Origin of the sequence: Psychrobacillus glaciei, from assembly GCF_008973485.1 — a bacterium.
In the GTDB taxonomy this organism is placed as follows: Bacteria; Bacillota; Bacilli; order Bacillales_A; family Planococcaceae; genus Psychrobacillus; species Psychrobacillus glaciei.
The window spans coordinates 241926-268622 of sequence record NZ_CP031223.1 but is presented as its reverse complement, the minus strand read 5'-3'; the positions used below and the strand labels follow the sequence as shown (position 1 = coordinate 268622).

General features: G+C 36.4%; 18 protein-coding genes. 4 read left to right on the top strand and 14 right to left on the bottom strand.

The genetic code is table 11. The features are described 5' to 3' along the window. Positions 1-95: 95 nt before the first annotated feature. Positions 96-3254, bottom strand: coding sequence for a DEAD/DEAH box helicase (locus tag PB01_RS01320; protein WP_151698511.1), 3159 nt, complete (start codon positions 3252-3254; stop codon positions 96-98). Positions 3255-3461: 207 nt separating this feature from the next. Continuing rightward, on the bottom strand, positions 3462-4451 hold the full coding sequence (locus PB01_RS01315) for a VanW family protein (protein ID WP_151698510.1): 990 nt from the start codon (positions 4449-4451) through the stop codon (positions 3462-3464). A gap of 180 nt (positions 4452-4631) precedes the next feature. Between PB01_RS01315 and PB01_RS01310 the strand changes: the two genes are divergently transcribed. Next, positions 4632-5201: a DUF421 domain-containing protein gene (locus PB01_RS01310; RefSeq protein WP_151698509.1), complete on the top strand. Its 570-nt coding sequence runs from the start codon at positions 4632-4634 to the stop codon at positions 5199-5201. A gap of 714 nt (positions 5202-5915) precedes the next feature. Here the strand turns inward: PB01_RS01310 and PB01_RS01300 are convergent. Further along, entirely contained in the window at positions 5916-9086 is a 3171-nt protein-coding gene (locus tag PB01_RS01300; protein ID WP_151698507.1) for an ATP-binding cassette domain-containing protein, read from the bottom strand. Between the two features lie 164 nt (positions 9087-9250). Then, positions 9251-11299, bottom strand: coding sequence for a GAF domain-containing protein (locus PB01_RS01295; RefSeq protein ID WP_151698506.1), 2049 nt, complete (start codon positions 11297-11299; stop codon positions 9251-9253). A 314-nt stretch (positions 11300-11613) separates the two neighbouring features. Between PB01_RS01295 and PB01_RS01290 the strand changes: the two genes are divergently transcribed. Then, a complete protein-coding gene (locus tag PB01_RS01290; RefSeq protein ID WP_151701922.1) occupies positions 11614-12978 on the top strand; it encodes a TrkH family potassium uptake protein in 1365 nt (454 codons plus the stop codon). Positions 12979-13059: 81 nt separating this feature from the next. Here the strand turns inward: PB01_RS01290 and hpaB are convergent, their stop codons facing one another. The 7 genes from hpaB to PB01_RS01255 form a co-directional block, all read right to left on the bottom strand. Beyond that, the gene (gene hpaB / locus PB01_RS01285; protein WP_151698505.1) at positions 13060-14493 is read right to left on the bottom strand and encodes a 4-hydroxyphenylacetate 3-monooxygenase, oxygenase component; all 1434 of its coding nucleotides are present in this window, start codon (positions 14491-14493) and stop codon (positions 13060-13062) included. 819 nt (positions 14494-15312) lie between these two features. Continuing rightward, positions 15313-15990, bottom strand: coding sequence for an MBL fold metallo-hydrolase (locus tag PB01_RS01280; RefSeq protein ID WP_151698504.1), 678 nt, complete (start codon positions 15988-15990; stop codon positions 15313-15315). 125 nt (positions 15991-16115) lie between these two features. Continuing rightward, on the bottom strand, positions 16116-16856 hold the full coding sequence (locus PB01_RS01275; RefSeq protein WP_151698503.1) for a hypothetical protein: 741 nt from the start codon (positions 16854-16856) through the stop codon (positions 16116-16118). Continuing rightward, complete coding sequence (locus tag PB01_RS01270) at positions 16857-17561, bottom strand: hypothetical protein (RefSeq protein WP_225986130.1); 705 nt, start codon at positions 17559-17561, stop codon at positions 16857-16859. Positions 17562-17749: 188 nt separating this feature from the next. Next, on the bottom strand, positions 17750-19354 hold the full coding sequence (locus PB01_RS01265; protein WP_151698501.1) for an ABC transporter permease: 1605 nt from the start codon (positions 19352-19354) through the stop codon (positions 17750-17752). Next, entirely contained in the window at positions 19354-20241 is an 888-nt protein-coding gene (locus tag PB01_RS01260) for an ABC transporter ATP-binding protein (protein WP_151698500.1), read from the bottom strand. The genes PB01_RS01265 and PB01_RS01260 overlap by 1 nt, the downstream gene beginning before the upstream one ends. 15 nt (positions 20242-20256) lie before the next feature. Continuing rightward, positions 20257-20880, bottom strand: coding sequence for a TetR/AcrR family transcriptional regulator (locus tag PB01_RS01255; RefSeq protein WP_151698499.1), 624 nt, complete (start codon positions 20878-20880; stop codon positions 20257-20259). A 570-nt stretch (positions 20881-21450) separates the two neighbouring features. Between PB01_RS01255 and PB01_RS20755 the strand changes: the two genes are divergently transcribed. Both PB01_RS20755 and PB01_RS01250 read left to right on the top strand, forming a co-directional pair. Next, entirely contained in the window at positions 21451-21618 is a 168-nt protein-coding gene (locus PB01_RS20755; RefSeq protein ID WP_192797575.1) for a DUF6440 family protein, read from the top strand. A gap of 110 nt (positions 21619-21728) precedes the next feature. After that, complete coding sequence (locus PB01_RS01250; protein ID WP_151698498.1) at positions 21729-22208, top strand: methylated-DNA--[protein]-cysteine S-methyltransferase; 480 nt, start codon at positions 21729-21731, stop codon at positions 22206-22208. Positions 22209-22252: 44 nt separating this feature from the next. Here PB01_RS01250 and PB01_RS01245 read toward each other — a convergent pair whose 3' ends face one another. The 3 genes from PB01_RS01245 to PB01_RS01235 form a co-directional block, all read right to left on the bottom strand. Continuing rightward, positions 22253-24313 (bottom strand): bifunctional diguanylate cyclase/phosphodiesterase, encoded by a 2061-nt coding sequence (locus tag PB01_RS01245; protein WP_225986129.1) that lies wholly within the window; start codon positions 24311-24313, stop codon positions 22253-22255. A gap of 303 nt (positions 24314-24616) precedes the next feature. Further along, a complete protein-coding gene (locus PB01_RS01240) occupies positions 24617-25807 on the bottom strand; it encodes a quaternary amine ABC transporter ATP-binding protein (protein WP_151698496.1) in 1191 nt (396 codons plus the stop codon). Beyond that, entirely contained in the window at positions 25804-26622 is an 819-nt protein-coding gene (locus PB01_RS01235; protein ID WP_404815101.1) for an ABC transporter permease, read from the bottom strand. Before PB01_RS01235 ends, PB01_RS01240 begins: the two co-directional genes overlap by 4 nt. Positions 26623-26697 lie beyond the last annotated feature (75 nt).

Genomic DNA, 26697 nt, shown 5'->3' with positions numbered 1-26697 from the left:
CCCAATGCAGTTCTCATTTTGACTGGAGTTCTTCTGGTAATCGCAATGCATTCATTGTCAATTTAAATGGATGTATAGTTGGGACAAGTATTATCTCACTCAATCGTCAAAATATCCCGAATATCCTCCTCCGTCATAGTAGTCAGCCCGTCCCCCCCTGAATGAATAACCTCATCAATGAGACTCTTTTTTCTATGTTGAAGTTCATTTATTTTCTCTTCAATCGTACCCTTTGCTACTAAGCGGATGACCTGTACTTCATTTTGCTGTCCCATTCGGTGGGCCCGGTCTGCTGCTTGTTGTTCGACTGCTGGATTCCACCAGAGGTCATAAAGGATCACAGTATCTGCTCCAGTTAAATTTAAACCGGTGCCTCCTGCTTTTAATGAGATGAGAAATAAGTCTCCTTCGCAGTTGTTGAATCGATTGCATAATTCGACGCGATCGGCTGGTGGGGTTTGTCCATCTAAGTAAAAGTAAGATGTGCCCTGTCGTATAAGTTGTCTTCTTATAATGCCGAGCATTTGGGTGAATTGTGAAAAGACGAGCACTTTTCTTCCTGACAATCGGCATTCTTCTAGGATTTGCATTAATTGCTCATACTTCGCGGAGCTTCCTGTGTACCCTTCAACAAATAGAGCCGGGTGGCAACATAATTGTCGGAGTCTTGTTAGGCCAGCTAAAATTTTTATGCGATTCTTTTTTAAATCTCCTTTCTTTAAATGCTTCAATGTATCCTCTTTTAGTTCCGCTAAATATGCTGCGTAGAGTTTTTTCTGCTCTATTTGCAACTCTGAGAATTGAATCATTTCAATTTTGTCCGGCAATTCTTTTAGAACATCTTTTTTCATTCGCCTTAAGATAAATGGACGTACACGTTTCGCTACGTCTTCTCGTCTTAATTCGCTAAAGGCTCTTCTACCCGGCAACAATTCAGGAAATACGACGTGGAATATGGACCAAAGTTCGTCCAACGAATTCTCTATAGGCGTTCCTGTTAGAGCAAATCGGTATTCTGCTTGGATTTTTTTCACCGATTTTGCTGTCTTCGTTATTGGATTTTTAAATGCTTGTGCTTCATCCAGAAACAATGTGTGAAAAAGATGTTTTTGGAAGAAGTCTGTGTCCATCCGTAGTGATGGGTATGAAGTGATGAGTATATCTACTCCAAAAGATGCTTCCCATAAAGAACTTCTTTTTGCTTTGTTGCCGTCAATGATTTGCGCGTTTATATGCGGAGTGAATTTTTCGAACTCATTTTTCCAATTGTAAAGAAGCGATGCTGGACATACGATCAATACTGGTAATTTTCGCTGTCGCGCATCCGGGAGTATCGATTCGATGAATGCAATGCTTTGCAGTGTTTTCCCCAGCCCCATATCATCTGCCAGGATTCCTCCAAATTTAAATTTCGCTAAGAGCTTGAACCATTTAAAACCTACCTTCTGGTAATCACGCAGAACGGTTGTTAGAGTTGAAGGTACAGTTTCATTCAACTCCTCGGGATTGTTTAAATTTTTCATTAGCTTCGCAAATTTTTCACCTGGATCCACTAAATCTCCTTGTTCTAGGGAGTCAATCAATTGCATCCCGCGAATTAACGGAACTCTAATTTCTTCGTTTATATTATCGTTAGTTAGGCCCATATCTTGCATGAAATTGGCTAGTGCCAAAAATTCAGGTGTTTCCAATGAGACTAAATTGCCATTTGGTATTCGATAAAATTTTTGTTTTGCTTCAAGTGAAGCCATTAGACTTTGAATTTCTTTTTCAGGGATTCCATTTAGATCAAAACGGAACTCCAACCACTCCATACGTTCTTTCACTTCCACCTTTATCCTCGGGCCTGTATACGCTTTTTGGACACGCATTTTCACAGCTGTCGAGGCATAGATATGCACCCATTTTTCCATTCCTGCAACAACATGATACAAAAAATGATATTCCGCTTCCTCGTCGTACAGGAAAAATCCACCATCAGTTTGTGTAAATGCATTTTCTTCGAGCAATTGAATAATTTGCAATTCCTTATTACGCTGGCGTCTAATCCCGGGGTAGTGCAAGAATGTCTCCTTGGTTTCTTCACATGGATTGATGATGAGATGTCCGTAATGGAACTCCAAACCTGCCAGCAATCGATGCTTGACTCGGTCCAAGAAAAGCTTGACTCGAAGTGGCGTTTCCCCGACTCTTTTGGAAATGGACTCCGCAATTACCACATTGCCAAGCTTCCCTAATCCAGGTACGACTTTCTCCATAAAGTGCTCTATTTGATTTTCTGAGATGACCAGTTGGTTCTTTCCAGATTGATCCAACATTTCTTTCAATTCAACCAGTCGATTGCAATCCTCTGGAGGAAGTTTGAACAATTTCCCTTCTAAAAGTGCATAACAATAAGCCTTTAAAACAGTTATTCGTTCTAGTCCTTTCACATCCAGTTCGTAGTTGGTTGTATTTCCTTCATCCAATGCAAAACTTAGAGGTAACTCTGTTCTAAAATGAATCCCCTCATAAAGCTCCCCATCCTGCATAAATCTTATTGCTGGAGCTTTTGTTAATAAAGGAAGGAGCTGCTCCCAATCAGAAGCGGAAATGAGTAATAGTCCTTCTTGTAAGATGACTTTACTTTTTACTCGTTGGCTTTTTATTAGAAATTGAAGGACTTCATCCGTTTCTCTTGGAAAACTGTAAAGCTCCGGCGCATATAGCAAACCTCGAGCATATTCAAGTGGTTCTCTTTTTTCTATTGCATGAAGAAACTTTGCTATATATGAGATGGGCTGCAAGGCTTGAGAACCTGCACTCATCTGGATCCCGATTGCATACTCCCCGTCACCTTGAAAGACTGGACGGCATGTAAATTCCACATGCAGCGTTTGTCTGTTGTCGAAATGCAGTTGCTTGCCAGTAGGGGGAATGCTTTTATTTCCAAATAGATCCATCATCCTAGCAACCAAATGCTCTTCCACCTGTTGCTTCTCTTGGATGACAAGCAGTACCGCTGCAATATGTTGACAGTATGTATGTAAGCCTATTGGCGGACATGTACAAGTAGCCACGATTTTCCCATTGGGGACTGTTTTCACGGTGACATCAAAATCATCTCCCGCTTTCACACTAGCTTCAACTACTGAACTACTTGCCTGATAGGAGCGAAGATTAACTTTTCCCGCCTGATAATAAGCTTTGCCCTTTTTAAAAGCTGTAACGCCGCATAATTGTTTAATTTTCGTTTCGCTCATCGAAAAATTCATTATTTTAATCCTTTCTCGATCATTTCAGTTACTCCTATATCGGTTTAGTTGGTTATATTTTAGCACGTTTGGACGGACAACTACATTTAGACATGCCTTATTAGCTGGACACTAATATTAGAAATGCACATCAATTTTATATATGATGTGCTTTCATATTTCTTATTATCAATTTGTGATGTGAACAAGTGCACTTTCTACACAGATTTAATCCGCAATACCTTCATATTCCTTCGAAGTTCTTACTTCTATCGTTAGAAAGTCATTACCATAAACAGCTTTTATTAAAAAAGGGGCATCTGACGTATTTTGAAATCTAAAATCCAAAGCACCATATGAAACAGTTGCATCTCTTCCCTTTGGCACGTAACCTATATCTAATGAATGATGATGTCTTTCCACATACGTTACCCATAGTTGGTCCACTACGTTAAAAAGTGTGGAGGATGTTTGGCAAACCCCTCCCCCAATACCCATGACGAGCTTCTTATTAATTATTTCCGGTGCAGGCTGGTAGCCATTTTTTTCGTCTCTTGGACCTGTTATTTCATTAAAAGAGAAATAATCCCTACTTCCAACAATTACATTATTTATAGCTTTTGCTGAAATCTCTATATTTTTATTTCTGTTTACATCCGAGGGATTAAAATAAGTTGTATAAGAGGCAATTATTACTTCCTCTAAACGAAGAATATCTTCAATATTATAGTTACTTTCTGTTACATACAAAGGAATTTCAACGTCCTTGCCAGTAATGGATGCATCAATAATTCTAGTCACCAATTCACTTTCTTTTAATATTATCCTTGGGCTCCCTTTAATGATCTGACCGTTTTCATCTATTTTATCAAGAACCATTCTCGTGTCATAACCAGCTTCCGTTTCTGTACCCCTTGCCAACTCATAAGCTAATTTTTCAATTTCCTTTTTATATGTTTCGACATCCGTTTCATATCCTAAGTTGGTCGGTGATAGCGTTTTTATTATTTCTAAAGTATTTGGGTCAACGATATTGACAACTAAAGGCTTTGTTTCCTTTTCTGCTTCTTCCTCATAGGTTACTGGTGTTTTTACTTCATCCACGGGTTGTTTCCCTTCATTATTACTTGTTTCTAACTCTTCATTTACTGTTTTCTCTAGACAACCTGCCAGTCCTACTAAACACAATATTACTAAAGCTACAATCCATCTTTTCACATTATCCTACTCCTAGCTATAAGGTATTTCCAATTAGATATCTTATTCAAGTTGGAAGGATAATGTGAAGGAGGAAGATATATAAAAGAAAAATCACATTTCCTTTGTCAGTGATTCCCTTTCAAGAATGGTATAAACATGAAGAAAGTTTCTAATACTATTAAAAAAAGGTGATCGGTTATGGATTTAGTTTGGAAGACAATCATAATTCTTGTAGTTGGAATGGTTTTGTTAAAGATTGGTGGAAGAAGGTCCATCTCGCAAATGACTGTCCCTCATACAATTATTATGATTATGCTCGGTACATTGCTGATTCATCCAGTAAAAAGTAAAGGGTTATTGTCGACTATTGGAATCAGTTCCTTATTAATTCTATCCCTTATCTTTATTGAATTTATTGAATTAAAATTTAATCGATTGGAATCTATAATTTCTGGAAAAGCCATAATAATCATTGAAAATGGGGAAATAAATACGAAAAGTTTAAAGAAACTTAGGCTAACCGTCGATAAACTAGAAACACATCTACGGCAGTTAGGTATAACGACCATTAGTGACGTTGAATATGCAACACTGGAGGTAAATGGACAATTAGGCTATTCGTTGAAAAAAGAAAAGCAACCTGCAACGAAAGAAGATATTCAAAATCTTATTCAATTAATTCAAACAGGCAAGCTATCTACACAAACCGAACAATCGACAAACTCCGAAGAAAATATTTTCACTGAAATAACAACTAAAACAAAATAAAACCCTGATTGGCCATTAAATTCAATCAGGGTTTTAAGGATGAAATCCCGTTAATATTCAATTGACGTGCATAAGATATCCTTCAGTCGAGATAAACTATCTAAATAGACCTAAAATTGATCCAACTTGCCTTATCATGTTAACTCCAGTTTTTACTGTGCCCACATGGCCCATAATGTTCTTAAAATGGCCTGGTAATCTTTCAAATCTAGAACCTTGAGATTGTTGTTGATTAGAGTATCGGAAAGAATTATTCGGCCTCCTCATTTGATTTGGAGGTCCTCCTCTTTGTCTATAGACTGGCGAGAATGGTCTCCTTCTAGGATTTGGCGGATAAAATGGCATATCAATTCACCACCTGTCAAAGTTAAACTTTAAAATAGTATATGTTTGTATTTTCCAATAGATTAGACTTTTGGATAAGTTATTAAGAATAATATACCTCTAACATTTATACTGAATTTAATCTAATTCACTTTATAACCCTAAACTCAAAACCTAATAGACAGCTATTCCAAAAATCTCCTTTATTTATGGCCTTGTTCACCGTCTAGTTTGGATATATCAACCACTTTTATAATGAGATAAAAAAAGACCGAACAAATTAAACTACTTGTTCGGTCTTTCATTTATTTCACCTTAAATTAATTATCCGTCTATCTCCAATTATTTCGCACCATTCGCGGCTAATTCGTGCAAAATCATCATACAAAACTAATTATTTTGCTCAAGGAATTCGTAAACCGCCATCATTTCTCGTTTATTCAACTCCCGAATACGATTGAAAATTGGAATATCCGCAACAGCTTCACTATTTAAACTTTCAGTAACAACGTCACTGACTGTGCCAGTTAACCATGTTTCTACGTCTATTCCTTCGACCATTTCCTTAAGGCCTTCATTATTAACACCAGTTTCATTACACGTTACACAAGGTATCGTCAGCTTAAATACGCCATCATGGAGATTTTCCTCTGTAATAGCTTTCTTTCCATTACAGAATGGACATGGATTGCTTTTTCTAACCTTATTTATTAGCGTGACAATCTTTTTGTAACCTAACGCTTCATAGACATACGTCAGCTTCTTGTATTTTCCATTCGTGAAGTACTTATCAATGATCGTTTCTCTCGTTTCTGTGATATTGTCAAAATCACAGATGGTAATCCGATTTTTCATACCGATAGTTTCGATATTGTTGCTAACACTGCTCCAGAATGGCAGTACATTTTGTAAAACCATTTCATAGTGGGAAAAGCTAGCCTGCTCCAATTCAAACATTTTCAGAGCTACTTGCATTTCTCTCGGTAAAAGGGAAACATCTTCGCTTAAAGTCATATCACCGCCGACAATGTCTTTTAATTTTTCTAGTTGCTGTAAGTTGCCAACTGTTTTTATTACTTGATCAAGTGGCTGGTTAATAACCTCACGAATATCCGTGTCGCCAAATTTCAGCTTTTTATGGTGGTTTAGTACAGTTCCTTCGCAGACTGGACATGTAATCATCGTTTTGGATTCTTTTATATGCTCTTTAATAATTGATTTCGATACAAATATATAGCGTCCAATGATTAAATTAAAGCCTTCCCAAATCCTCCTTGTCTTGCCTTCTTTATCATAAAATGAATTTTCCCAATACCCGTATAAAAAGGTATGCTTTTCAGCTTCTGTCATATCATTAAAACTTTTGCTTATATCCTGACCGAGTTCATTTTTAATTTCTTCAAAGAGGAATTCTAATTTTGAAAACTGATAAAATTTTAAAACTTCCATTACGTCTGCATGTAATTGACCATCCCAAAATGGCACGGTTTTATCCTGAAGAACAACTTCAAAATCAAATTTTTCAATCACTCGACGGCCCGAACAGCACGGGCAATGATTGTCTTGATGATAGAAATCAAAGCTTCTCGTATCTTTATTGGTCGGATGAGCAGCTACAATATGGTTGATCACGCCGCCAAGTTCATAAAGAAAACTATATTGACTATACAAATGGCGTTCCAAGTCTATCGCGATAACGGGTGCAATTATGTCCGTTTCATATTCACCGTAAATCAAACGGGCCATGGAGGATAAGCTTTTTAAAATACCGCCCTTATAGACGTTTTCTGCATTTTTAAAATAGGCAATATGGTTTTCTGTTAAGTAATTAATACCATTAGGTTGATTTAGCGTAGAAGAAATTTGCAATGGCGCTACCTTACCTGGACCGTTTTGCCTGCTATAATACTCATCATGACTGACAACATCAAGTTGCTGGACAGGTGCAATCTGTCTGTTACCAAAATCAACGATAAAATCAGAGTTGTCTATCATATAAGCATTATGCTCAATCATCATAATAGAGACTGATTCATCTTGCAGAATGACCCTTGCACTATCAATGAATTGATTTAAAATATTTTGTGATAAACCTTTGGAAGGCTCGTCAAAAATAAAGAGCGTATGTGGGTTTCTCGAGTTAGCAAACAGCTCAGAAACTAAATGAACACATTGAAATTCACCCGTTGATAACGACTGTGTTTTTCTTTCCAACGTCAAATAGCCAAGTCCAAGTTTGATCAATAAGCTCAAGCGTTTATGAGCAATATCTTCATTTGGTAGTTCTTCAATAATATCTTCAATCGAACGCTGAAAAATATCTTCAATATCTTCACTATATTTTGTAAGTTTCCTTTTAATATCAAGAAACGTCGCAACTGTAGACCTACTAGTAATCGATTGGTTTCGATCTTGCCCAACAATTACGAGTTTATCTTTTGCATAGCGCTTCTGAAAGTCTTTGGCAATACACTCATTAACAAGTGTAGACTTCCCACATCCTGATTCCCCCGTAAAAGTGACAATTCTATTTTTAGGAATCTGAATTTCTTTCATTTGAATATTACGGCAGTAAAGATCTTGAAATTGATAGTATTCTGTTGGCACTTCTTTATTTCTTTCCGAAGTGATTGGTTGTGGTCGTGGGGATTCTTCTACAATTTTCCCACCGTATTTTCCACTTCCAGGTCCAAAGAATAATTGTTCTTCCGATGTGTTAAGCACCGTGTCAGAATGATCAATGAGCCAAATCTGATTCTTGTAGCCCAATTGTTTAATCTCTTCTAAAATCTTCAATAGTGTTTGGTGGTCTAGACCTACTGAAATTTCATCAATTATAATAACCGTATTTTCACTTGTTGCCATAAATTCCGCCAAGTAAAGTCGTGTTATTTCTCCACCTGATAACGTACCCATAATACGATTTAATGTTAAGTAACCAATATTCATATTGAGTATATTTTGAAGAATATGCTGTTTGGCTTCACTAATATGTAATTCTTCTCTAAGTGAAAGAATCGTTTCAATACTTAAATTGTTAATATCGGAAATACTATGTGGTTGATTCAATACTTCTATCTTATGTTGCTCCACTTCTGGATTATAACGCTTGCCCTCACACTTTTTACATTCGATATTTTTCGTAGTCCCGCGTCCTTTACATGCAGGACACCATCCTAATTCATTATTAAATGAAAAAACCTCTGGAGAAAGATTAAATTCTTCCGCAAGTCGTACGCGAATCTCTTTAAAAACACCTGTATGGGTGCCAATCGTTGAGCGTGGATTTGAAGAAATGGATGATTTTCCGAGAAAAAGTACTAAAGGCATTTCTTCCATCTTTATAGCACTAAAATTAGTTTCCATAATGTTAGGAAATAAATACTGATATTCGGCTTTTGGCAATAAAGAAACGAGACGCTTCTTGGATTCTTCACCAATAGTTTGACAAAATGTTGTTTTACCAGATCCAGATAAACCAGCAATTCCTAACGATTTATCTACTGGTAGTGCTGCATCTAATTTGTTAATATTGTTCGCAATTAATTGATTGATTTTCATATGTACATCCTTTCTATTCTTATAAACTTAATCCTAAAACTTCTAAAGATCTGCTCCACCGATATTATCTTCAAGAGTTAGTGTAGCAATGTCAAATTCCTACACGTTAGCTTTCATCAATGTAGAAGGCATCTGACTTTATAAAAAAATGGGTATAAAATCTTTTAAATTTTAAACTTAACCAAAAAAGTGGTACCTTCTATCCCAGTTTGAATATCGATTTCCGCATTATGACGGGCAGCAATGGCATAGCATATACCTAGCCCCAAGCCTGTACCATTATCTTTAGTTGTGTAGAATGGCGTACCGAGTTTCTCTAATATATCGAGATTGATTCCTTCTCCTTGATCCCGCACTGCAAGAACGACACAATTCCCACCTTCCTTGTAGGTGCTAATAGTTAGTAATTTCCCTGCAATCATCGCTTCTAAGCCATTACGGTATAGGTTTAAGATTAATTGTCGTATCTCATTACGATTTAAAAGCAATTCTGGAATGTCTTGCGTATCGAATCGAACACTTTTATTTTGATTGAACGCATCAATCTCTATTAAAGGTGTAATATCATGGATAATGGAATTTAAATCTAACATCTGTAATTCGGATGTCCTTATATTACCCACTGAGAGAAATTCCGTAATAATCGAATTGGCACGGTCCAGTTCTTCAATCATTAGATTGAAATAATCTATATGTTTTTCAAACTTGACCTCTTTTCTTAGTAATTGCAAGAATCCTCGTACCGTAGTCATTGGATTTCTAATCTCATGGCTGATTCCTGCCGCCATTTGCCCAATTAAATCCAAGTTGGACAACCTTCTCAATTCCTTTTCATATTTCTTTTTTTCCGTTATATTTTTAAGCAGACAACAGATACCGTCGTCATAAGGGTAGGCTACTACTTCGTGCCAATAACCGTCATAGGGTGAAAGCATTTCGAATTGTACTTGAATACGCTCTGACATTGCACGATGGAGCTCTTTATAAATGACCCTACCTACATCTTTCGGGAATATTCCCCATACATTCTTACCTAATACGTCTTTTGCCGTTTTTCCAAGCGGTAAATATTGATGTTTATTTATATAAGTAAATTCCCATTCTTTATTTAAAGCAAAGAACCCATCTGTTATACCTTCAATAACACTTGTCACTTTTTCATTAGCAGTAGCTAGCTCCCTTGTCCGCTCTACTACCATGCTTTCGAGTTGGTCCATATATAACAAGTTGGAAAACGTTGGGGCTGTAGCATTAACGATAGATTGTGCCAGTTGAATTTGAGACTCATCGTAATTGTTAGCTTTCCCCTCTAAATAGACGACGACTATTACCGCTAATACTTCTCCCATTGAAACCAATGGAATCATAAGCAAGTGCTTTGTATCAACACTTGTAATGTGCGTTACTTTTTTTGTTTTTATAACCTCTTGGATCATAGCTTCGTAGCTTTTATCCTTTCTTATGTTTCGGCGAATTTCCATCCAATCCAATTCTGTCCAATCGCATTCCTTACTAGTCCTTGTTAATCTAATGGTTGTTTTTTCAAATGGATCAAGAAGATGGGCAGCAATATGTTGGCTATCTAACATTTTTCCTAAGTAGAAAAAACATTTATCGAGACATTCTTGTATGGAAGAACACATCGATAAGTCTCGCGTGATGTTAAGTAATAACTGCTTTTCTGCAAGAATTTTTTCCTTTTGCGTTAAATTATTCGCGTTTTGAATGGCAACTGCAGCCATATTCACATAAGCTTCAACACTTTGAATTTCTGAATCTGTTAAGTTCATAGGAGTTCCATAATCAAATAAGAACACTAAACCAAATAACTCTTGTTCAAATGAGATAGGAAGAGCTAATAAAGATTTAATTTGAAAGGCATCGACCGATCTCGGATCTGGCCTATTATCTTTTGAAGTATCTGGGATGTAAATAGTTTTTTTAGTTTCAATCACTTCTTTGGCCAATAAGTCTAATTCAGGATCAATTACCTGCGTATCGAGCGTTATGCCATTCATGCTCTCTGGTTTTCCTGCAAAACCTCTGAATGTTCCATCTTTTTGAGGTAAATAAATACCGACAGAATTGCATTGAACAATTTCTTCCGATATCGCTATTGTTACATGTTGTAATACTTCACGTAGTTCCAACTTCGTATTTATTATTTTTGTTATATTCGCAAGCCTTGAATATCTTGTCTGCTCCCTAAACATTCATACTTTCTCCAATCGTAGGCACAAAAAATTTCAGTTAAAAGTAGAGGCCTACATGCTATTTTCGATATTATTCACTTATTCTTTCTACTTCTCTATTATCTATACTAATTATATCTCTACACCCACAAAGCATCCAATCTTTTCTATTTTTATACCAGAATGTTCTACTATTTTAGAGGTCTAATCTAATGTTCATTACCGCCTATTGCGTATGTTTGTAACTTATATAATCGTTTTCAAAAAATCACTTCCAAAATCACCGGATATTCTTTATGATAAGGGATATGAAAAAATCGAAGGGATCTGTAATCATGTGGGGTAAAGTACGAAATTGGCTGGAAAATCTGTCACCTGCCAAGGTTATTACAGGCTATTATTTGCTCGCGGTAACTATATCTATCCTATTATTTAGTCTCCCTGCTGTTTTTAAACCTGGGGTTCACGTGTCTTTTATCGATACGGTCTTTACTGCTGTTACCGTGGTAAGCGATACAGGTTTAACTGTATTTAATATTTCGGAAACTTATAGTGTATTCGGCTATTTTGTCATTATGATTGTTTTACAGTTTGCAGGACTTGGCATTATGGCGATTAACACTTTTTTTTGGATACTTATAGGAAAAAAGGTTGGTTTGCGCGAACGCCGTCTAATAATGGTCGATCATAACCAGTTCGCATTATCTGGACTCGTTCAAATGGTTAAAGAAATTTTGAAAATTATTTTCCTTATTGAGATTTTAGGAGGAATTATTCTAGGGTTGCATTTTTTAAATTATTATCCAACTTGGAAAGATGCATTTCTTCATGGTTTGTTTGCATCCGTAACTGCGACAACAAACGCTGGAATGGATATCACAGGAGAGTCTCTTGCCCCATATGCTGGTGACTATTTTGTGCAAATCATAACGATTATTTTAATCATTCTTGGTGCAATTGGGTTCCCAGTATTAATTGAAGTGAAGGAATATTTATTCAGAAGAAAAACGGACAATAATTTACCGTTTCGTTTTTCCCTATTTACAAAATTATCGACATTAACATATGGAATTCTTCTCGTTATTGGAACGGTTCTTATTTTGCTTTTTGAATGTCAACATTACTTTAAGGGTTTGTCTTGGCATAAAAGCTTCTTCTATGCTTTTTTCCAAGCAGCAACAACGAGAAGTGCTGGACTTACTACAATGGATATTACCGAATTTACGATGCCAACACTGTTGGTTATGAGTATTTTCATGTTTATCGGTGGTTCCCCTACTTCTGTTGGGGGCGGAATACGGACGACGACATTTGCTTTAAATATATTATTTATTTATCATTTTGCAAAAGGAAATCGTAATATTAAAGTGTTTAATCGCGAGCTTCATCAAGAAGATATATTGAAATCACTAGCTATCACAATGTTAGCTACTATCATGTGCTTTATATCAGTTGTAGCCATCAGTGTTTTTGACACGAAGCCCCATCTTATCGAAATTGTATTAGAAGTTTGTTCCGCATTCGGTACTGTAGGCTTGTCTATGGGGATTACCCCAGATCTCAGCATTTATTCGAAATGTATTCTGATGATTTTGATGTTCGTGGGAAGAATCGGCTTAACTTCATTTTTGTTTATTATAGGTGGTCAAACAAAGAAAACAAAATATCAATATCCAAAAGAGCGAGTTATTACGGGTTAATTCATTATATTTCATCCTATAATACATTTTGAGCCCTTGGGAACTGTTGTTAAAGTTCCTAAGGGCTCTTTGTATCTATGCTCATTCCAAGATACTCTTTACGCGCTGTACATATGAAGCCTTATTGTATGAATGGTATAGTTCGCTAGAAAGTCTAATAGGATCCCCGAAGAAAAAGCGTTCGTATAAAGTCTGTCTTGTGCCGAAAGAACTCATTGTCAAATCCCATGCCAAACGGAATAGTTTAACGCGATTTTCGGCATTATCGGCTTTAGACTGTAAATATTGATCTAAATCGTTTCTAATGGATGATTGGAATGCATCTTCCGTTGGGATAGACATTAATCCACTTGCACCTAAAAGCTGTATGATTTCGGTAAACCTTGGATAGACTCGCGGAAAAATATTGATAGCAACTTTTAGCGTTGTGCAGTCTGGTTGCATCAAACCCCATTTATCTAATTCGGCTTCTACCTCAGACTTAATGACCAATGCCTTCATCGTTTCTAAAGCTATGATAATTTCAGAAACCTTTTCTTGAACGTGTTGGTACTCCTCAATATTAATCGTCTCTATAATTGATTGGACAACTCCCAATACAAATTCAGTTTTTACAATCTGTCTTGAAACAACTTGATGCAAGGCAAATGCTTGAAATGAACTTTCATTCATAAAATTATTAGATACAACTATATTGTTATAATAAAATACGCGGTCCCATGGGACTACTACGTTATCAAATACTACTATCGTATCCATTTCCTCATACCTTGAGCTTAGCGGATAGTTAAAGGTTGAATCTCCACCAACAAAAGATTCTCTGCATATAAACTTTAATCCTTTCGTGTTACTAGGTATGGAAAATGAAAATCCTTTTTCTTCCTCCACCACACCTCCGGATGATATAACAAGTATTTCATCCGTTATTCCACCCTGTGTAGCTAGCAAACGCGCACCTTTTACAATGATCCCTTCTTCATTTTTATCAATCACCCTTGCAGCAATAGGTTCTTCTGAATATTCCAAATAAAATGGCGATCGATTTACTTGAGGATCAATAAATGTATGTGTCATAGATAGATCGTGTTCTCGTGCATATTCATAGAATGATAGTAAGTTTTCAGGAAAGCAGTTCTTTTTTTCATTCAAGAAACTGGCAGATGATGCAAAGGCCATTAATGTTGTATTCATATAATCTGGACTTCTACCCATAAGGCCATTGTTCGATTTAGCCCATTGTTGCACCATATTTCTCTTTTTAGTTAAGTCCTCTTTTGTCTTTGGCTGTAAAAAAGACAATCCAACTGGTTCAGAAGTGGATGGTGATGGGTACGTCACGGCCTCTTTGAAAGCCACATCATGTTGAAGGTCATACAAGGCTGCCTGACTTTTCATAACTCCTTTGAATGAAGGGTGCTCCGAGATCTTGCCTGTCACCGGACTTCCGTCTATCCATATATTCGTTTGCATTTGATCAATTCGATCAATATATTGTTTCCCCGTTATAGCTGGCATACGCACGCTCCTAAATGATTCAAACTGATTATTCTTCACATCTTTTGTTGTATACTATTAATATTTCCTTTAGATTGTTACAAGATGGTTTTCATGTAACGGCTTTTTCCTATTCGATTGATTCTTGATTGAGTCCTTTAAGTGCATCTTGTTTTTACTATTTCCAGAGTGCTTTGGACAAAATATCAGCTACACTATTAACGAAGAATTTTATAAAGGATCCGGAAGTGAGTGCGTCACTTCCAGATCCTCTTTTTTCGGTAATCTTGTGGCAGATGTTTGTCCGTCGCCCTCATGGAATATATCGAAACAAGGTACATAAGGTTTGGATAATGAGAGAATAAATCTTTCCCTATACTTTTAAAAGCGGACGAAGATGCAATTTCGTCCGCTCAGCACCTCTTTATCAATGGATACTATCTATTTTTCTTTAGTACCACCGATCCAGCTTCATACCCAATTACCCTCCAGATTTTGGCTGATATACTTACGCGCGTATTATCAAATTCAAACGCTGAACTAAAAAGTTAAAAACTATCATAGAACAACTAATTGCATGATGAAAACTACAGATTCTACACTCAATGCAACTAAAAACACAATGAAGACGGATTTATATAATCCAATTTTATATATTCTCTTAATCTTTTAGAAAAGTGCAAGAGCCCTTTTAGTACATATCGTCTTCACCATTCACCATGAGCTTGGGCTGCACATTGGCTAAACTTTACAGGAATAAATCTTTCCAGTGGCTCTGTATCGGACTCAATTGTCCCCAAACCTGCTACTGACACAGCGACACGTGTCCAGTAAACAAAATCATTTCTCACCTAATTTCCTCTCCACAGTTCGAACATAATCCTCTAACTGATTTGCTGGATCAAACACCGTATTTCCATGGCATACTTCTAAAAGTTTCGGTTTCAATTGCCCAACAATAGCACTGCTTTTCAAAGCTTCCGTCATATTAGGTGTAAACATAGGAGGTTGGAGTTTACCATTTTTCGATTTAAAGAGATCTCCCGCTAGCAACACTTGATCTTTTTCATGGTAGTAAACGACATGACCTGGGGAATGGCCAGGTGTAAAAAATGGCTTCAATCCGCCCACTGATTTCAAGTTTCCGGACTCTTCTTCTAAAAGCGGTTGAGTTAGCTGTTTAGGTAAGTTATTTTCCAGTTTCTTTCGTTTTGGATAGAGAGTATCGCCTTCTAAATAAGGAATTTCTATTCTATGTGCGTAAACAGGTACTTCGCTTTCATTCAATATTGCTTTTACTGATCCAACATGATCTGAATGTCCATGAGTGAGAAGAATTCGTTTTAGCGGGCCAGCGTTTAGTTGTTTCATGAATTTAATGATTCCTTTTGCCATCATTGGCATTCCCGCATCTACTAAAGTGATCCCGTTTTCTTCCACAACAACCCATACATGAATAGGAATGATCATCCACGTTTTTAAGCTCCAAATATGTTCAGAAATCTGTTTTTCCTTCATCTGCATTTCCCCTTATTTAATTTTTCTTTAAAGACTAATAAAAGTATTTCGATTGAGAGATTGAACGTAGAGGATGTCAAAAAAATATCCATTGAAAGGATATTTTTTTGACATGAAAGCTTCCACTACGGGTATTCAAGTTCCGATTCATCTATAAACATGACATAATCAACGTCCAAATCACCATACCTGCTGGAACCATTTGAAGAACCTCCTAGAGAGGTTATCTTATCCAATTTATCATAGGCATTCCAACCAAAATATATATCCCGCCGATAATTAAGTAAATTAGAAAATAAATCAAATTGGTTAGCGGAAATATTATTTAATGATTGTATGACGGAAATCCATTCATTTGGAATTTGCATACTGCCGGAAAGATTTTCTGAGAAAACAATTTTTTTCTCCATTTGTACCCCAGGTTCATAATAATGAATATCCCCTGTGATATGGTATCCTCGCTTCTTAATTAGATACAGCTTCATATAGCTCACTTGATCTAAAGAAGGAAAATTCCATACTAAATGATAAGTGGAAGGGTCTTTGCTATTTATCTTCCATATTCGCATATCACCATTTGTAGAAATGAATACAGCTTGCCATTTATGATGTTGCCATTCCCAAAAACTAAAACCGTATTTGTTATCTACCGATACAAAAGGGACATATACATGCTGTTCGTCAAAGTAGACAGTATCTTGAATGATGCTCGCATCAGTTCCTGGACTGAAACGATTCATCTCCTTGACCATCTGTTCATTTGTTAAAAAAGGCTCTGGCTTCGAAAAATAAAACCAATAAACGGTGAATGCAGTCAATAAAATCAAGACAATCCCTATTAAAGTGAGAAACTTTGTCTTCGTCATTTACTTCCCCTCCTCTAATAGTGATTGATCAGAGTGAAAATAATATTGCTTTTTCGGTGTTACGATTAAAAGCCCTTTTCCATCACCTTCTATATATACGATAGCACTTAAACCGCTCCCCCATTTAGGTAACGTATTAATAAGCATATATGGAAATCGTTCTTTTCTTTTATTCGACTCGGTATCCATATACGTCTCGTTATACCATTCATCACTAAAGAACTCTTCTTGCTTTAAACGATGAATAAGCTTTAGTAAGTTTTCTTTAACTTGTTGGTGTTCCTTTGCAGATGGATGAATATTAATAATGAAGGCTTTTTCTACATTTGAAATATAGGTTTCTGGTTTATTTTCAGGGAATATGAAAAAATTTATTGGTAAAGCGACTAAAATAAACGACAATAAAATAAAATTAGCAAAAAAGCCCAACCAAGCAAAAGGGCGATACTTCTCCCATCTCTCTTTTTTTCTTTTTAAAACCCCATATAAAATCCATACACCAAGTGGCAGGACTGCAACCTGTATCATTCTATCAAAAACATTCCAATTAAATGAAAAAGAAAAGAAACCTAATAAGATAACGATAATTACTTTCCACAACTTAGGCTTTTCCGAATGCTTTTTATATAAACGAAATGCAATCATTCCAATTACAAACCACGCTAAAATAATGGTGATTATTTCGACAATATCCCCATTCCACAAAAAAATCATCCCCCTGTTCATTCATGGCATATCCTTTGTTTCGACATTACTTTCCATATTACCTTCACCGGTTCTTCTTTTAGGAACTAAAAAAGGCATTACCTGAGCATATTCCAAAAAGGATCACCACTGATAACACCTTGCATTCTAGTCTATTAAATTTTGGAAATAATAGTATCATAATTCTATCACCCCAATATATCTCTCCTATTGTATAAGATGAATCCTGCAGTAGCTAAAACAATTGCTATGATTAACAATACAGTCACTGACATATAGTCCATTTCCTGCACTGGTAATTTTGGAATATGGCCATACGGCGTAAGATTGCTCATCCAGTTAGGAATTTGAAGTAAACCACCTAAATAAACAACTACAAAGGAATACACTAAATACAACCACGCGAAACCTGTAAATTGTGGAAGAAATCCTACCAATAATACTGCCAAACTAATCATCGTCCACATCGCAGGTAAGTAGACCATCCCCGCATTAAAAAGTGTTGCAAAAGAAATAGCGTCATCCATTACTGTTGCACTTGCGGACCATAAACCGACTACTGCTAAGAATAGCATCATTACACTACTACCGATCGAAATGACAAAATAACTACCTATTATCCTGGCTCGAGATATTCCACGGCTGAGTAAATGCTCCGTATGATTCTTCTTTTCTTCACTTTTCAATTTAAATAGTATGATGAGTACAGGAACCGTGCAGAGCATCGCCAACACCGTCATTAATATGGGTATAAATTGCTCTATTAATGAAAATCCTTCAACTGGTTTGATTAGTATTTTCATCATTTCCACGTCCTTGAAAAATGATTCCAAATCACCTAAAACAGAACCATATGAAGCTCCCAATATTAATATTCCAATTGCCCAAGCAATCAATCCTGTACGTTGAATCCTTAGTGCGAGACCTATTGGACTTTTCAAAAAGGCTGATGCATGCATTTTACCTGGTCTAGATGGTAGAAATCCTGCTGCTAAATCTCTGATGGAATTTAGATAGATTGCCAGTGCTAGTAAAACTAATGCTAAACCTATTAGCAATAAAATGGGTGACCAGTTATTGTGAACATAGACTTCCGCTTTTAATGGGATTCCTAGGGGTGAAAACCAGGAAAGTGTTTCATTGCTAACATCTCCTACCGCTCGAATTAAATACGCGATAATTAGTACGGCAAAACTTAACCCTATTGTCCCGCGAGAGTTCTCCGATAGTTGGGCAAATACAGCTGTTATCCCTGTAAAAATGATTCCCGTTGCCCCTAAAGCCGCTCCGTATAACACGGAGCCTTCTAAATCCATACTTTCAATTCCTAATGCGTACAATCCAAAACCCATTAAGAAAGCTAATAAAATATTCGTTCCACTCACAACTAAGACAGTGGCACTTAAATTCGACAATCGACCAATAGGTAGCGAGCGTATCAATTCCATCTGCCCATCTTCTTCCTCTGCGCGCGTATGTCTTACTACAAGTAAAATACTCATGATAGCAACTGCTATAGCAGTAAAAAGCAACATCTGATGAGCCATCATCGCTCCGTTTGTATAGTTGTCTAACCCATCACTATGACCAACCATTGCTGTCATTGCAGGGTTCAACATTGTTTGCGCAATTGCCTGTCTATCCTCTGAAGTTTGGTATAAATCCTTAAATGCATTAGCAGTGCTGAGTGTTATTAAAAGTAAAGCAATAATCCAAATAGAGATCCGCAAACGATTTTGCCGTAATATAAAGTAGGCAAGCATTCCTGTATGTTTAAACAGCTGTTTTGACATCAGACTGCGTCTCCCTCATAATGGCGCATAAATAAGTCTTCTAAATTTTGAGGGGCACTTTCTAATCTTACAACTCCAAACTGACTAACATGCCTAATAACCGCATCCAATTGGTCTGAATCTACTTGGAATGAAAGTACTCGATTGTTTTGTTCTATAGAATAAATACCTTTTAATTCACTTAATCCGATAATTGGCAACTTCGCTTCGACGAGTACATTGGTTCGAGTTAAATGTCTTAGTTCGCTTAATGTACCTGTTTCAATCATTTTACCTTGTCGGATGATTCCTACTCGATCACATAACTTTTCTACTTCGGAAAGAATATGACTGGATAGTAGAATGCTTTTTCCTTCTTTTTTAGCATCCATCACACATTCTTGGAACACTCTTTCCATCAGAGGGTCTAGACCTGATGTTGGCTCATCCAAAATATATAGGTCCGCACCCGATGCGAATGCTGCTATTAATGCAACCTTTTGTCGATTTCCTTTAGAATAAGTTCTACATTTTTTGGAAGGGTCAAACTTAAACTTTTCAATCATTTCTTCTCGCCGATTTTTATTTATTGCTCCCCGTAATTTCATGAACAAATCAATTACTTCTCCGCCCGTTAAATTCGGCCATAAGTTCACATCACCTGGTACATATGAAACGCGTTTATGAATATCCAAAGCATCATTCCAAGCATCCTTACCAAAAATAGTTGCCCCACCTTCTGATGCTTTAATCATACCGAGCAACAGACGAATCGTTGTAGATTTACCCGCTCCATTTGGACCGATGAATCCATATACTTCTCCTTCATTCACTACTAAACTCACATGATCTAAAGCGGTGAACTTCCCAAATTTTTTCGTTAAGTTATTCGTTTGTATGATCGACATATTTTGACCCTCCCTTTATTTATAATACAAAGCTCGCATTATATTTATATAATCCAAAAACTCTTTGACATAGGAATCATAGTCCATTGCACTTAAATCTTGCCCCTTCAATCGCCGCTTTAGTTCATTTTCATACCCTTCAATCGACCATCTGATTAAGTTAAATGCTTTTTGAACATCCATCCCCTCTTTAAAAAACGTATAATCTATATTTCCATAAATCCTAGCGTAACCAGTTTCATACAACGTTTCTATCCGAGATTTTAAGTCCGCATCAATTTGATCATTCAAAATAATAGTGGCTATAAAGTTGATGGCTTCTGGATATTTTGAGAGAAAATCCATTTTAACCACTACAATTTGCTTCATTCGTTCCAACAAATCAGGTTCTTTGGAATTTATTTCTTCAAAATACTCATTTTCCACCATTTCAAGACAATATTCGATTAAATACAAATAGAGGTCCTGTTTAGTCTTAAAATAATAAAAGAGCATTCCTTTTCCGATTCCAGCTTTCTTCACTATTTGGTTGGTTGAAGCTTGATCAAAACCTTTCTCCTTAAACTCATTTAAAGCTGCGTCAATAATTCTTTTTTGTTTCTTAACATCTAGATTTTCAAATCGCTTTGTAATAACCATTTCCCCCTAACTATTTAATGTTTATTCCAGTAAGAACATATGTAGACCACTCTGGTCGATTGTAGATTAACATTAATCAACCAAGGTCGTCTAATTTTATTCTTTTGAATGTAAGGAAAACCGGGCAAAAGACGCCCGGTCCTTTTAAGAAGAGTAACTTAGAAATACCACCTGATTTCCGCTATGGCGGACGCTTTTCGCGGACATGGCTTCAGTCTCCTAGGCCAACAGGATGTTGGTCATGAAGGCGTTGCCTCAGAGAAGAGGCGCCTTTAGCCTTCCTTCCGCTCACGCTATTCCCGCAGAAGTCGCCGCGTCCTCTTTCAGCGGGAATCTACCTGTTCATGGCATCAAAACTTATATACTTTCTTTAAAGAAAAGCGCAAGTGCCCTTTAGTGTTTTTATGAATAGCAAAGGACAAGAAATACGATGAAAAAGGCATTCATAGACTATATTAATAGATTGGTGAATAATTCATGGTTCTAATTATTTTAAGCTTTCATTAAAAATTTAATGTAAAATTTAAATAATGAAAGTTATTAATGATAGATATCGGAAGGGGGAATGTAATGATGAAAAAAAGATTTACAGTAAAATTAAAAGAACACGTCAGTGGAGGCATTATTAAAATTGTAGTAGATACTGAAACAGGTGTAAATTATCTCATTACAAGTGGTTTGGGGTTGAATGGAATGACTCCGTTACTAGATAAAGATGGGAAAATAGTGATTGATTAATGTCTAGTTAAGACTATGAATTTTAGCTCCCTTTCAATGTAATTTCCGCATTAAATAGTCTTATAGTCTATAATATAAATTAAAGACTTTACGAAGCAGGAGGTTTTAATATGAGTAAAACTTTTCAAGCAGATTATTCCACTCCTATCGGTGTTTTGGAGATTATTGGGACGGAAGAAGCTATAATTTCGATTATGTTTTCAGATCAAGACGTAGTTACTCATCTGTTAACTAAGGATACCCCTGTAGTACTTCAGAATTGCTATCATGAAATGGATGAATATTTTAAAGGGGAGCGCCATGAGTTTTCATTCTCTTACATTAATACGGGTACTGAATTTCAGAAATCCGTTTGGAACGCTTTGACAACGATTCCTTACGCAGAAACTGGATCGTATAAGGATATTGCGGTTTCAATTAGAAAAGAAAATGCCGTTCGCGCAGTAGGAAGTGCAAACGGAAAAAATAAGCTAAGCATTGTGATTCCTTGTCATCGCATTATTGGTTCGAATGGAAAATTAACTGGTTATGCCGGTGGCTTATGGAGAAAAGAATGGCTTCTTGCGCATGAACAGAAATTTATGAAGTAAAACGCGAAGACTAGCTTAACTGCCGCTCCGCAGTAGAGGGGCAGTTATGTTCGGATCGGAATTTTGAATGTTTGTTCAAATGCTTGGCTCCACTGAACAAGTTCATCCACTTTCATTGGTTTGGCAAAATAATACCCTTGAATAATCGGACTTTCACAAGTAGTTGCCAAAAACTCTACTTGCTCCTTTGTTTCGACTCCTTCAAATACAATCGTTAAATCTAAGGATTCTCCTAACGCAATAATAGCTCGGATTATGGAGGAATCTTTTCCAGAATGCGGAACATCATCAATGAAAGATTTATCAATTTTCAACGTAGAAATAGGCATCTTTTTTAAATACGATAGGGAAGAAACTCCTGTTCCAAAGTCATCTAGCGCTACTGAAAAACCTTCTTGACGGAAGGTATTGACCGCTTTTATTGCCTCTTCAATATTTTTCACAAAGCTAGTTTCTGTAATTTCAAGTTCCAATAGACTGGACTCTAATTTATATTTGTTTAATTTATGTTTTAATACTTCTAATAGACGGCTCGACGTAACATATTGTCCAGGAATATTGATGGCCACTTGCTGAAAAAATACTCCGTCATTTCGCCAATCCGCTATTTGTCTGCAAACTTTTTCAATAATCCAATCCGTCACAACAACCATTCGATGATTCTCTTCTAAAATTGGGATAAACACTTCTGGAGAAAGAAATCCATATGTCGGATGATTCCAACGAAGCAATGTTTCAACTCCTGCAACTTTATTGGTGACCATGTTTACTTTTGGCTGATAAACAAGAAAAAACTCTTCTTGCTTCATTGCTCGCCCAATATTCTCTACGATTTCCAGCCCAAATGCATATGTATGTATCGTAGAATCATAGTGAATGATTTCGTAATTGAATTCGATGGAAGAATAGTTTAACACTGCTTGTGCATTCGTATATATATTCGCCATTTCTTCTATATTATTTGCTCTTGATATGGCGCATACAGCAGAGATATTAACTTCATAATCCTCCACTATAAGTGGCTTACGAAGGTATCCTGCAACTTCCTCCATCTCTTTTTGTAAATAATCCATACCATCTATATGATGTGTGAGAAAAGCAAAGCGATGTCCATCAATTCGATAAAGCTCCATCACGGAGGGTACTAATGCTCTAAACTCTAAAGATAATTGTTGAATTACCTTGTCACCAAATTGGTAATCATACTCTCGATTTACATGTTCTAACCCATGTAAATGCCAAATAGCCAAACTTTGAGGAAACTCGGTCGTTTTTATTTTTTGCTCAAACAAACGACGATTCGGCAATTTAGTTAATGGATCATAATAACTCGCACGATTTTCTATGTACTTATCCATAAGATTCGATAAAAGAAGAAAACTTAAGAGTAATGTCACACCAATAGTCACGATAACACCTAACAAATCTATATCGACCATTTGAATAATTCTCGAATGTGGCGAAAAATGCTTAGGGAGATAGAAACTCATCGAACTCATCCAAGTATAATAGGTTCCAGAAATGGCCAAACCTAATGCAAGTGCCATGTATAGACGAAGAGTGCGAATTTCCACATAGCGCTGTAATTTTAAAAAAACAATACTTGCCAAAAATGGAATTACTACAGAAATAACGAAAGATAAGACGAAAATGCTTCGTTTATACGTATGAATTGCTTCCGTTCTCATTCCTAACATACTAACGTAGTGACACGTTGAAATTCCTATACCAATAACCAAACTAAACATAAAAATAGTCCAAATAGACTTTTTTTGACGATTTGCTAAATAAAAAGCAATAAAGGATGCTGCAATCGCTGGGACAATGGAAATAATAGTTGATAAATGATCGTAATAAATGCCAACAGGTAAGGAAAAAGCTAACATACCAACAAAATGCATTGTCCAAATACCAAATCCCATTGCAATAGAAGCAAGCACAAACCAAAACTTGCGATGATAAAAACTATTATTTTGAACCCGATTATTCATTACAAATGCGGTGTAAGTAACTATAAACGCAAGCATAATCGAAAGGGCAACCATCAGGAAAGAATATTCACCCTGTAATTCTATTAAATTATTCTGCAATGGATGAGTAAGCACTTTCGTCACTACCTTTAATGGAGAAATATACTAAAATTATATCATATCTCCATTAAATTTTAAGTTCAGTTTACCCAAAATAAAAAGGACTTTCATATCAATTATGAAAGTCCTTTTTATTATTTTTTCGTTATACCTAATTAGATAGTCACTTAAATGCTATTTATACACTCACAAAATAAGCCAATTCACCTAATAAAACAGTAACCACAAAAAATGTAGTTTTTGCATTTTTTTGATTTTACCAATTTATTATTTTTTTCAAGTTTTTAAGTTTAAAACTTCCACTGGAACAATACTATTTTATTCTTCTATATTGTCACTTATCAAACTTGCTAATACATGAACACGTAGGATAATTCCCATAATAGTCAAGTCCTCCCCTGTAACAACTAGCGGATATTTGGAATCAAGAACATATGGAATAATATCTTGCACATACTCGTCTGGACGAACAGTTTTAACGTCCGTAGACATAACTTCTTGCAACGACTTTTTCTGTTTACGCCCTTCAATTGCTTGATCTATTGTTACAATCCCTTGCAATTGACGTTTTCGGTCTGCTACAAACGCACTCGATATGCCATTTTCGCGCATAACTTGTATCGCTACATTTAACCCATCTTTTAATGAGACTAAGCCATACGGTTTCATCATAATATTTTCCGCTTGTAATATCTTTGAACGATCAATGTCTCGGATGAATTCAGAGATGTAATTGCTTGCTGGTTTATCTAGAATTTCTTCCGGAGTTCCAATTTGCTCTACTTTCCCATCTTTCATTACCGCCACACGATCTCCTATTTTGAAGGCTTCATTGACATCATGTGTGATAAAAATGATGGTTTTTTGAAGACGGTTTTGTATATCGAGTAGTTCAAGCTGCATTTCTCTGCGAATTAAAGGATCCAAGGCACTAAAGGGCTCATCCATTAGTAATATGTCTGGATCGTTGGCTAGCGCTCTCGCAATTCCGACACGTTGACGCATCCCTCCGGAAAGTTCATCAGGATATTGATTTTCATATCCTTTGAGTCCCACTGTTTCTAGATGCTTTTGTGCGATTTGCTGGCGTTCGACTTTAGGCATACCTCTTACTTCTAGTCCGTATTCGATGTTTTCTAGTACTGTACGATGACTAAATAAGCCGAAGTGTTGAAATACCATTGCAATTTTTTTCTGACGATAGTACTTTAGTTGGTTTTTATTGTAACCAACTACATTTTCACCATCTACATAAATTGCACCAGATGTCGGACGGTTCAACAAGTTTAAGCAACGAATTAATGTCGATTTACCGCTACCAGAAAGTCCCATGATGACGAAGGTTTCGCCTTCCATTATCTCCATAGAAGCATCGTAAACTCCAACTGTATGGCCAGTTTTAGCAAGTATCTCTTCCTTAGATACACCATCCTGAACCATTGGAATCACTTTTTTAGGTCTAGGTCCAAATATCTTAGATACATGTTCAATTTTTAGTTTTACGGTCATGCTGCATCCCTCCCGTGTTTCTGAAGGCGCTTCGCGATTCCGCCTGTAATGCGATCAATGATGATTGCTAAAAAAACAATACTAACTCCCGCTTCAAAACCTAATGAAATATCGATTCGATTGATGGCGTACAGCACTCTTTCTCCTAGGCCTTGTGCTCCAACCATTGATCCAACAACAGCCATAGCAAGAGCCATCATTGTCGTCTGGTTTACTCCTGCCATTATAGTCGGTAATGCTTGTGGCAGCTCTACTTTAAGAAGCATTTGTGATCTAGACGATCCAAATGATTGCGCAGATTCCACTATCTCTTGATCCACATTACGAATTCCAAGTTCGGTCAATCGAATAACTGGGGGCAACGCATAAATGATGGTAGCTATCACTGCGGGTACATTCCCTAGGGGAAAGAAGAAAATAACTGGTATTAAATAAACAAAACTTGGCATTGTTTGCATGGCGTCTAGTATTGGACGCATAATTGCAGACATTGTTTTACTAAAAGCTGTCCAAATGCCAAAAGGAATACCAATGACAAGAGAAAGAATTACGGATATTAATACAATCGATATAGTAGTCATTGTTTGTGGCCACAAATTAAAAGTACCTATTAGAAACATAAAAAGAGCAAATAGAAGTCCTCCGTATAAAGAAGTAAAATACCATCCCAATGAAAATATAACGATAATAAGCAACCACCAAGGGATGGCAAGAAGACCTGCTTCCAGCCCCTTAATCATTGCAGAGGAAATAACGAATATAAAGTCAAAAAAACTATCAAAGTTTGCTGCTAAAAAATCAATAAATTTTTCCACACCATTGCCTATTGGTATACGTATATCAGGAAATTCATTCATAAGTCTCGGACTGTTAGATTTAAACAGCCTCTG

Excerpts from the sequence above, each read along its gene's own strand:
- PB01_RS01310 (WP_151698509.1), top strand. The coding sequence starts at position 4,632 with ATGGATTTAGTTTGGAAGACAATCATAATTCTTGTAGTTGGAATGGTT.
- PB01_RS01255 (WP_151698499.1), bottom strand. The coding sequence starts at position 20,880 with ATGGTTATTACAAAGCGATTTGAAAATCTAGATGTTAAGAAACAAAAA.
- PB01_RS01240 (WP_151698496.1), bottom strand. The coding sequence starts at position 25,807 with ATGACCGTAAAACTAAAAATTGAACATGTATCTAAGATATTTGGACCT.
- PB01_RS01300 (WP_151698507.1), bottom strand. The coding sequence starts at position 9,086 with ATGAAAATCAATCAATTAATTGCGAACAATATTAACAAATTAGATGCA.
- PB01_RS01295 (WP_151698506.1), bottom strand. The coding sequence starts at position 11,299 with ATGTTTAGGGAGCAGACAAGATATTCAAGGCTTGCGAATATAACAAAA.
- PB01_RS01320 (WP_151698511.1), bottom strand. The coding sequence starts at position 3,254 with ATGAATTTTTCGATGAGCGAAACGAAAATTAAACAATTATGCGGCGTT.
- hpaB (WP_151698505.1), bottom strand. The coding sequence starts at position 14,493 with ATGCCAGCTATAACGGGGAAACAATATATTGATCGAATTGATCAAATG.
- PB01_RS01250 (WP_151698498.1), top strand. The coding sequence starts at position 21,729 with ATGAGTAAAACTTTTCAAGCAGATTATTCCACTCCTATCGGTGTTTTG.
- PB01_RS01280 (WP_151698504.1), bottom strand. The coding sequence starts at position 15,990 with ATGAAGGAAAAACAGATTTCTGAACATATTTGGAGCTTAAAAACGTGG.
- PB01_RS01265 (WP_151698501.1), bottom strand. The coding sequence starts at position 19,354 with ATGTCAAAACAGCTGTTTAAACATACAGGAATGCTTGCCTACTTTATA.
- PB01_RS20755 (WP_192797575.1), top strand. The coding sequence starts at position 21,451 with ATGATGAAAAAAAGATTTACAGTAAAATTAAAAGAACACGTCAGTGGA.
- PB01_RS01275 (WP_151698503.1), bottom strand. The coding sequence starts at position 16,856 with ATGACGAAGACAAAGTTTCTCACTTTAATAGGGATTGTCTTGATTTTA.
- PB01_RS01290 (WP_151701922.1), top strand. The coding sequence starts at position 11,614 with ATGTGGGGTAAAGTACGAAATTGGCTGGAAAATCTGTCACCTGCCAAG.
- PB01_RS01260 (WP_151698500.1), bottom strand. The coding sequence starts at position 20,241 with ATGTCGATCATACAAACGAATAACTTAACGAAAAAATTTGGGAAGTTC.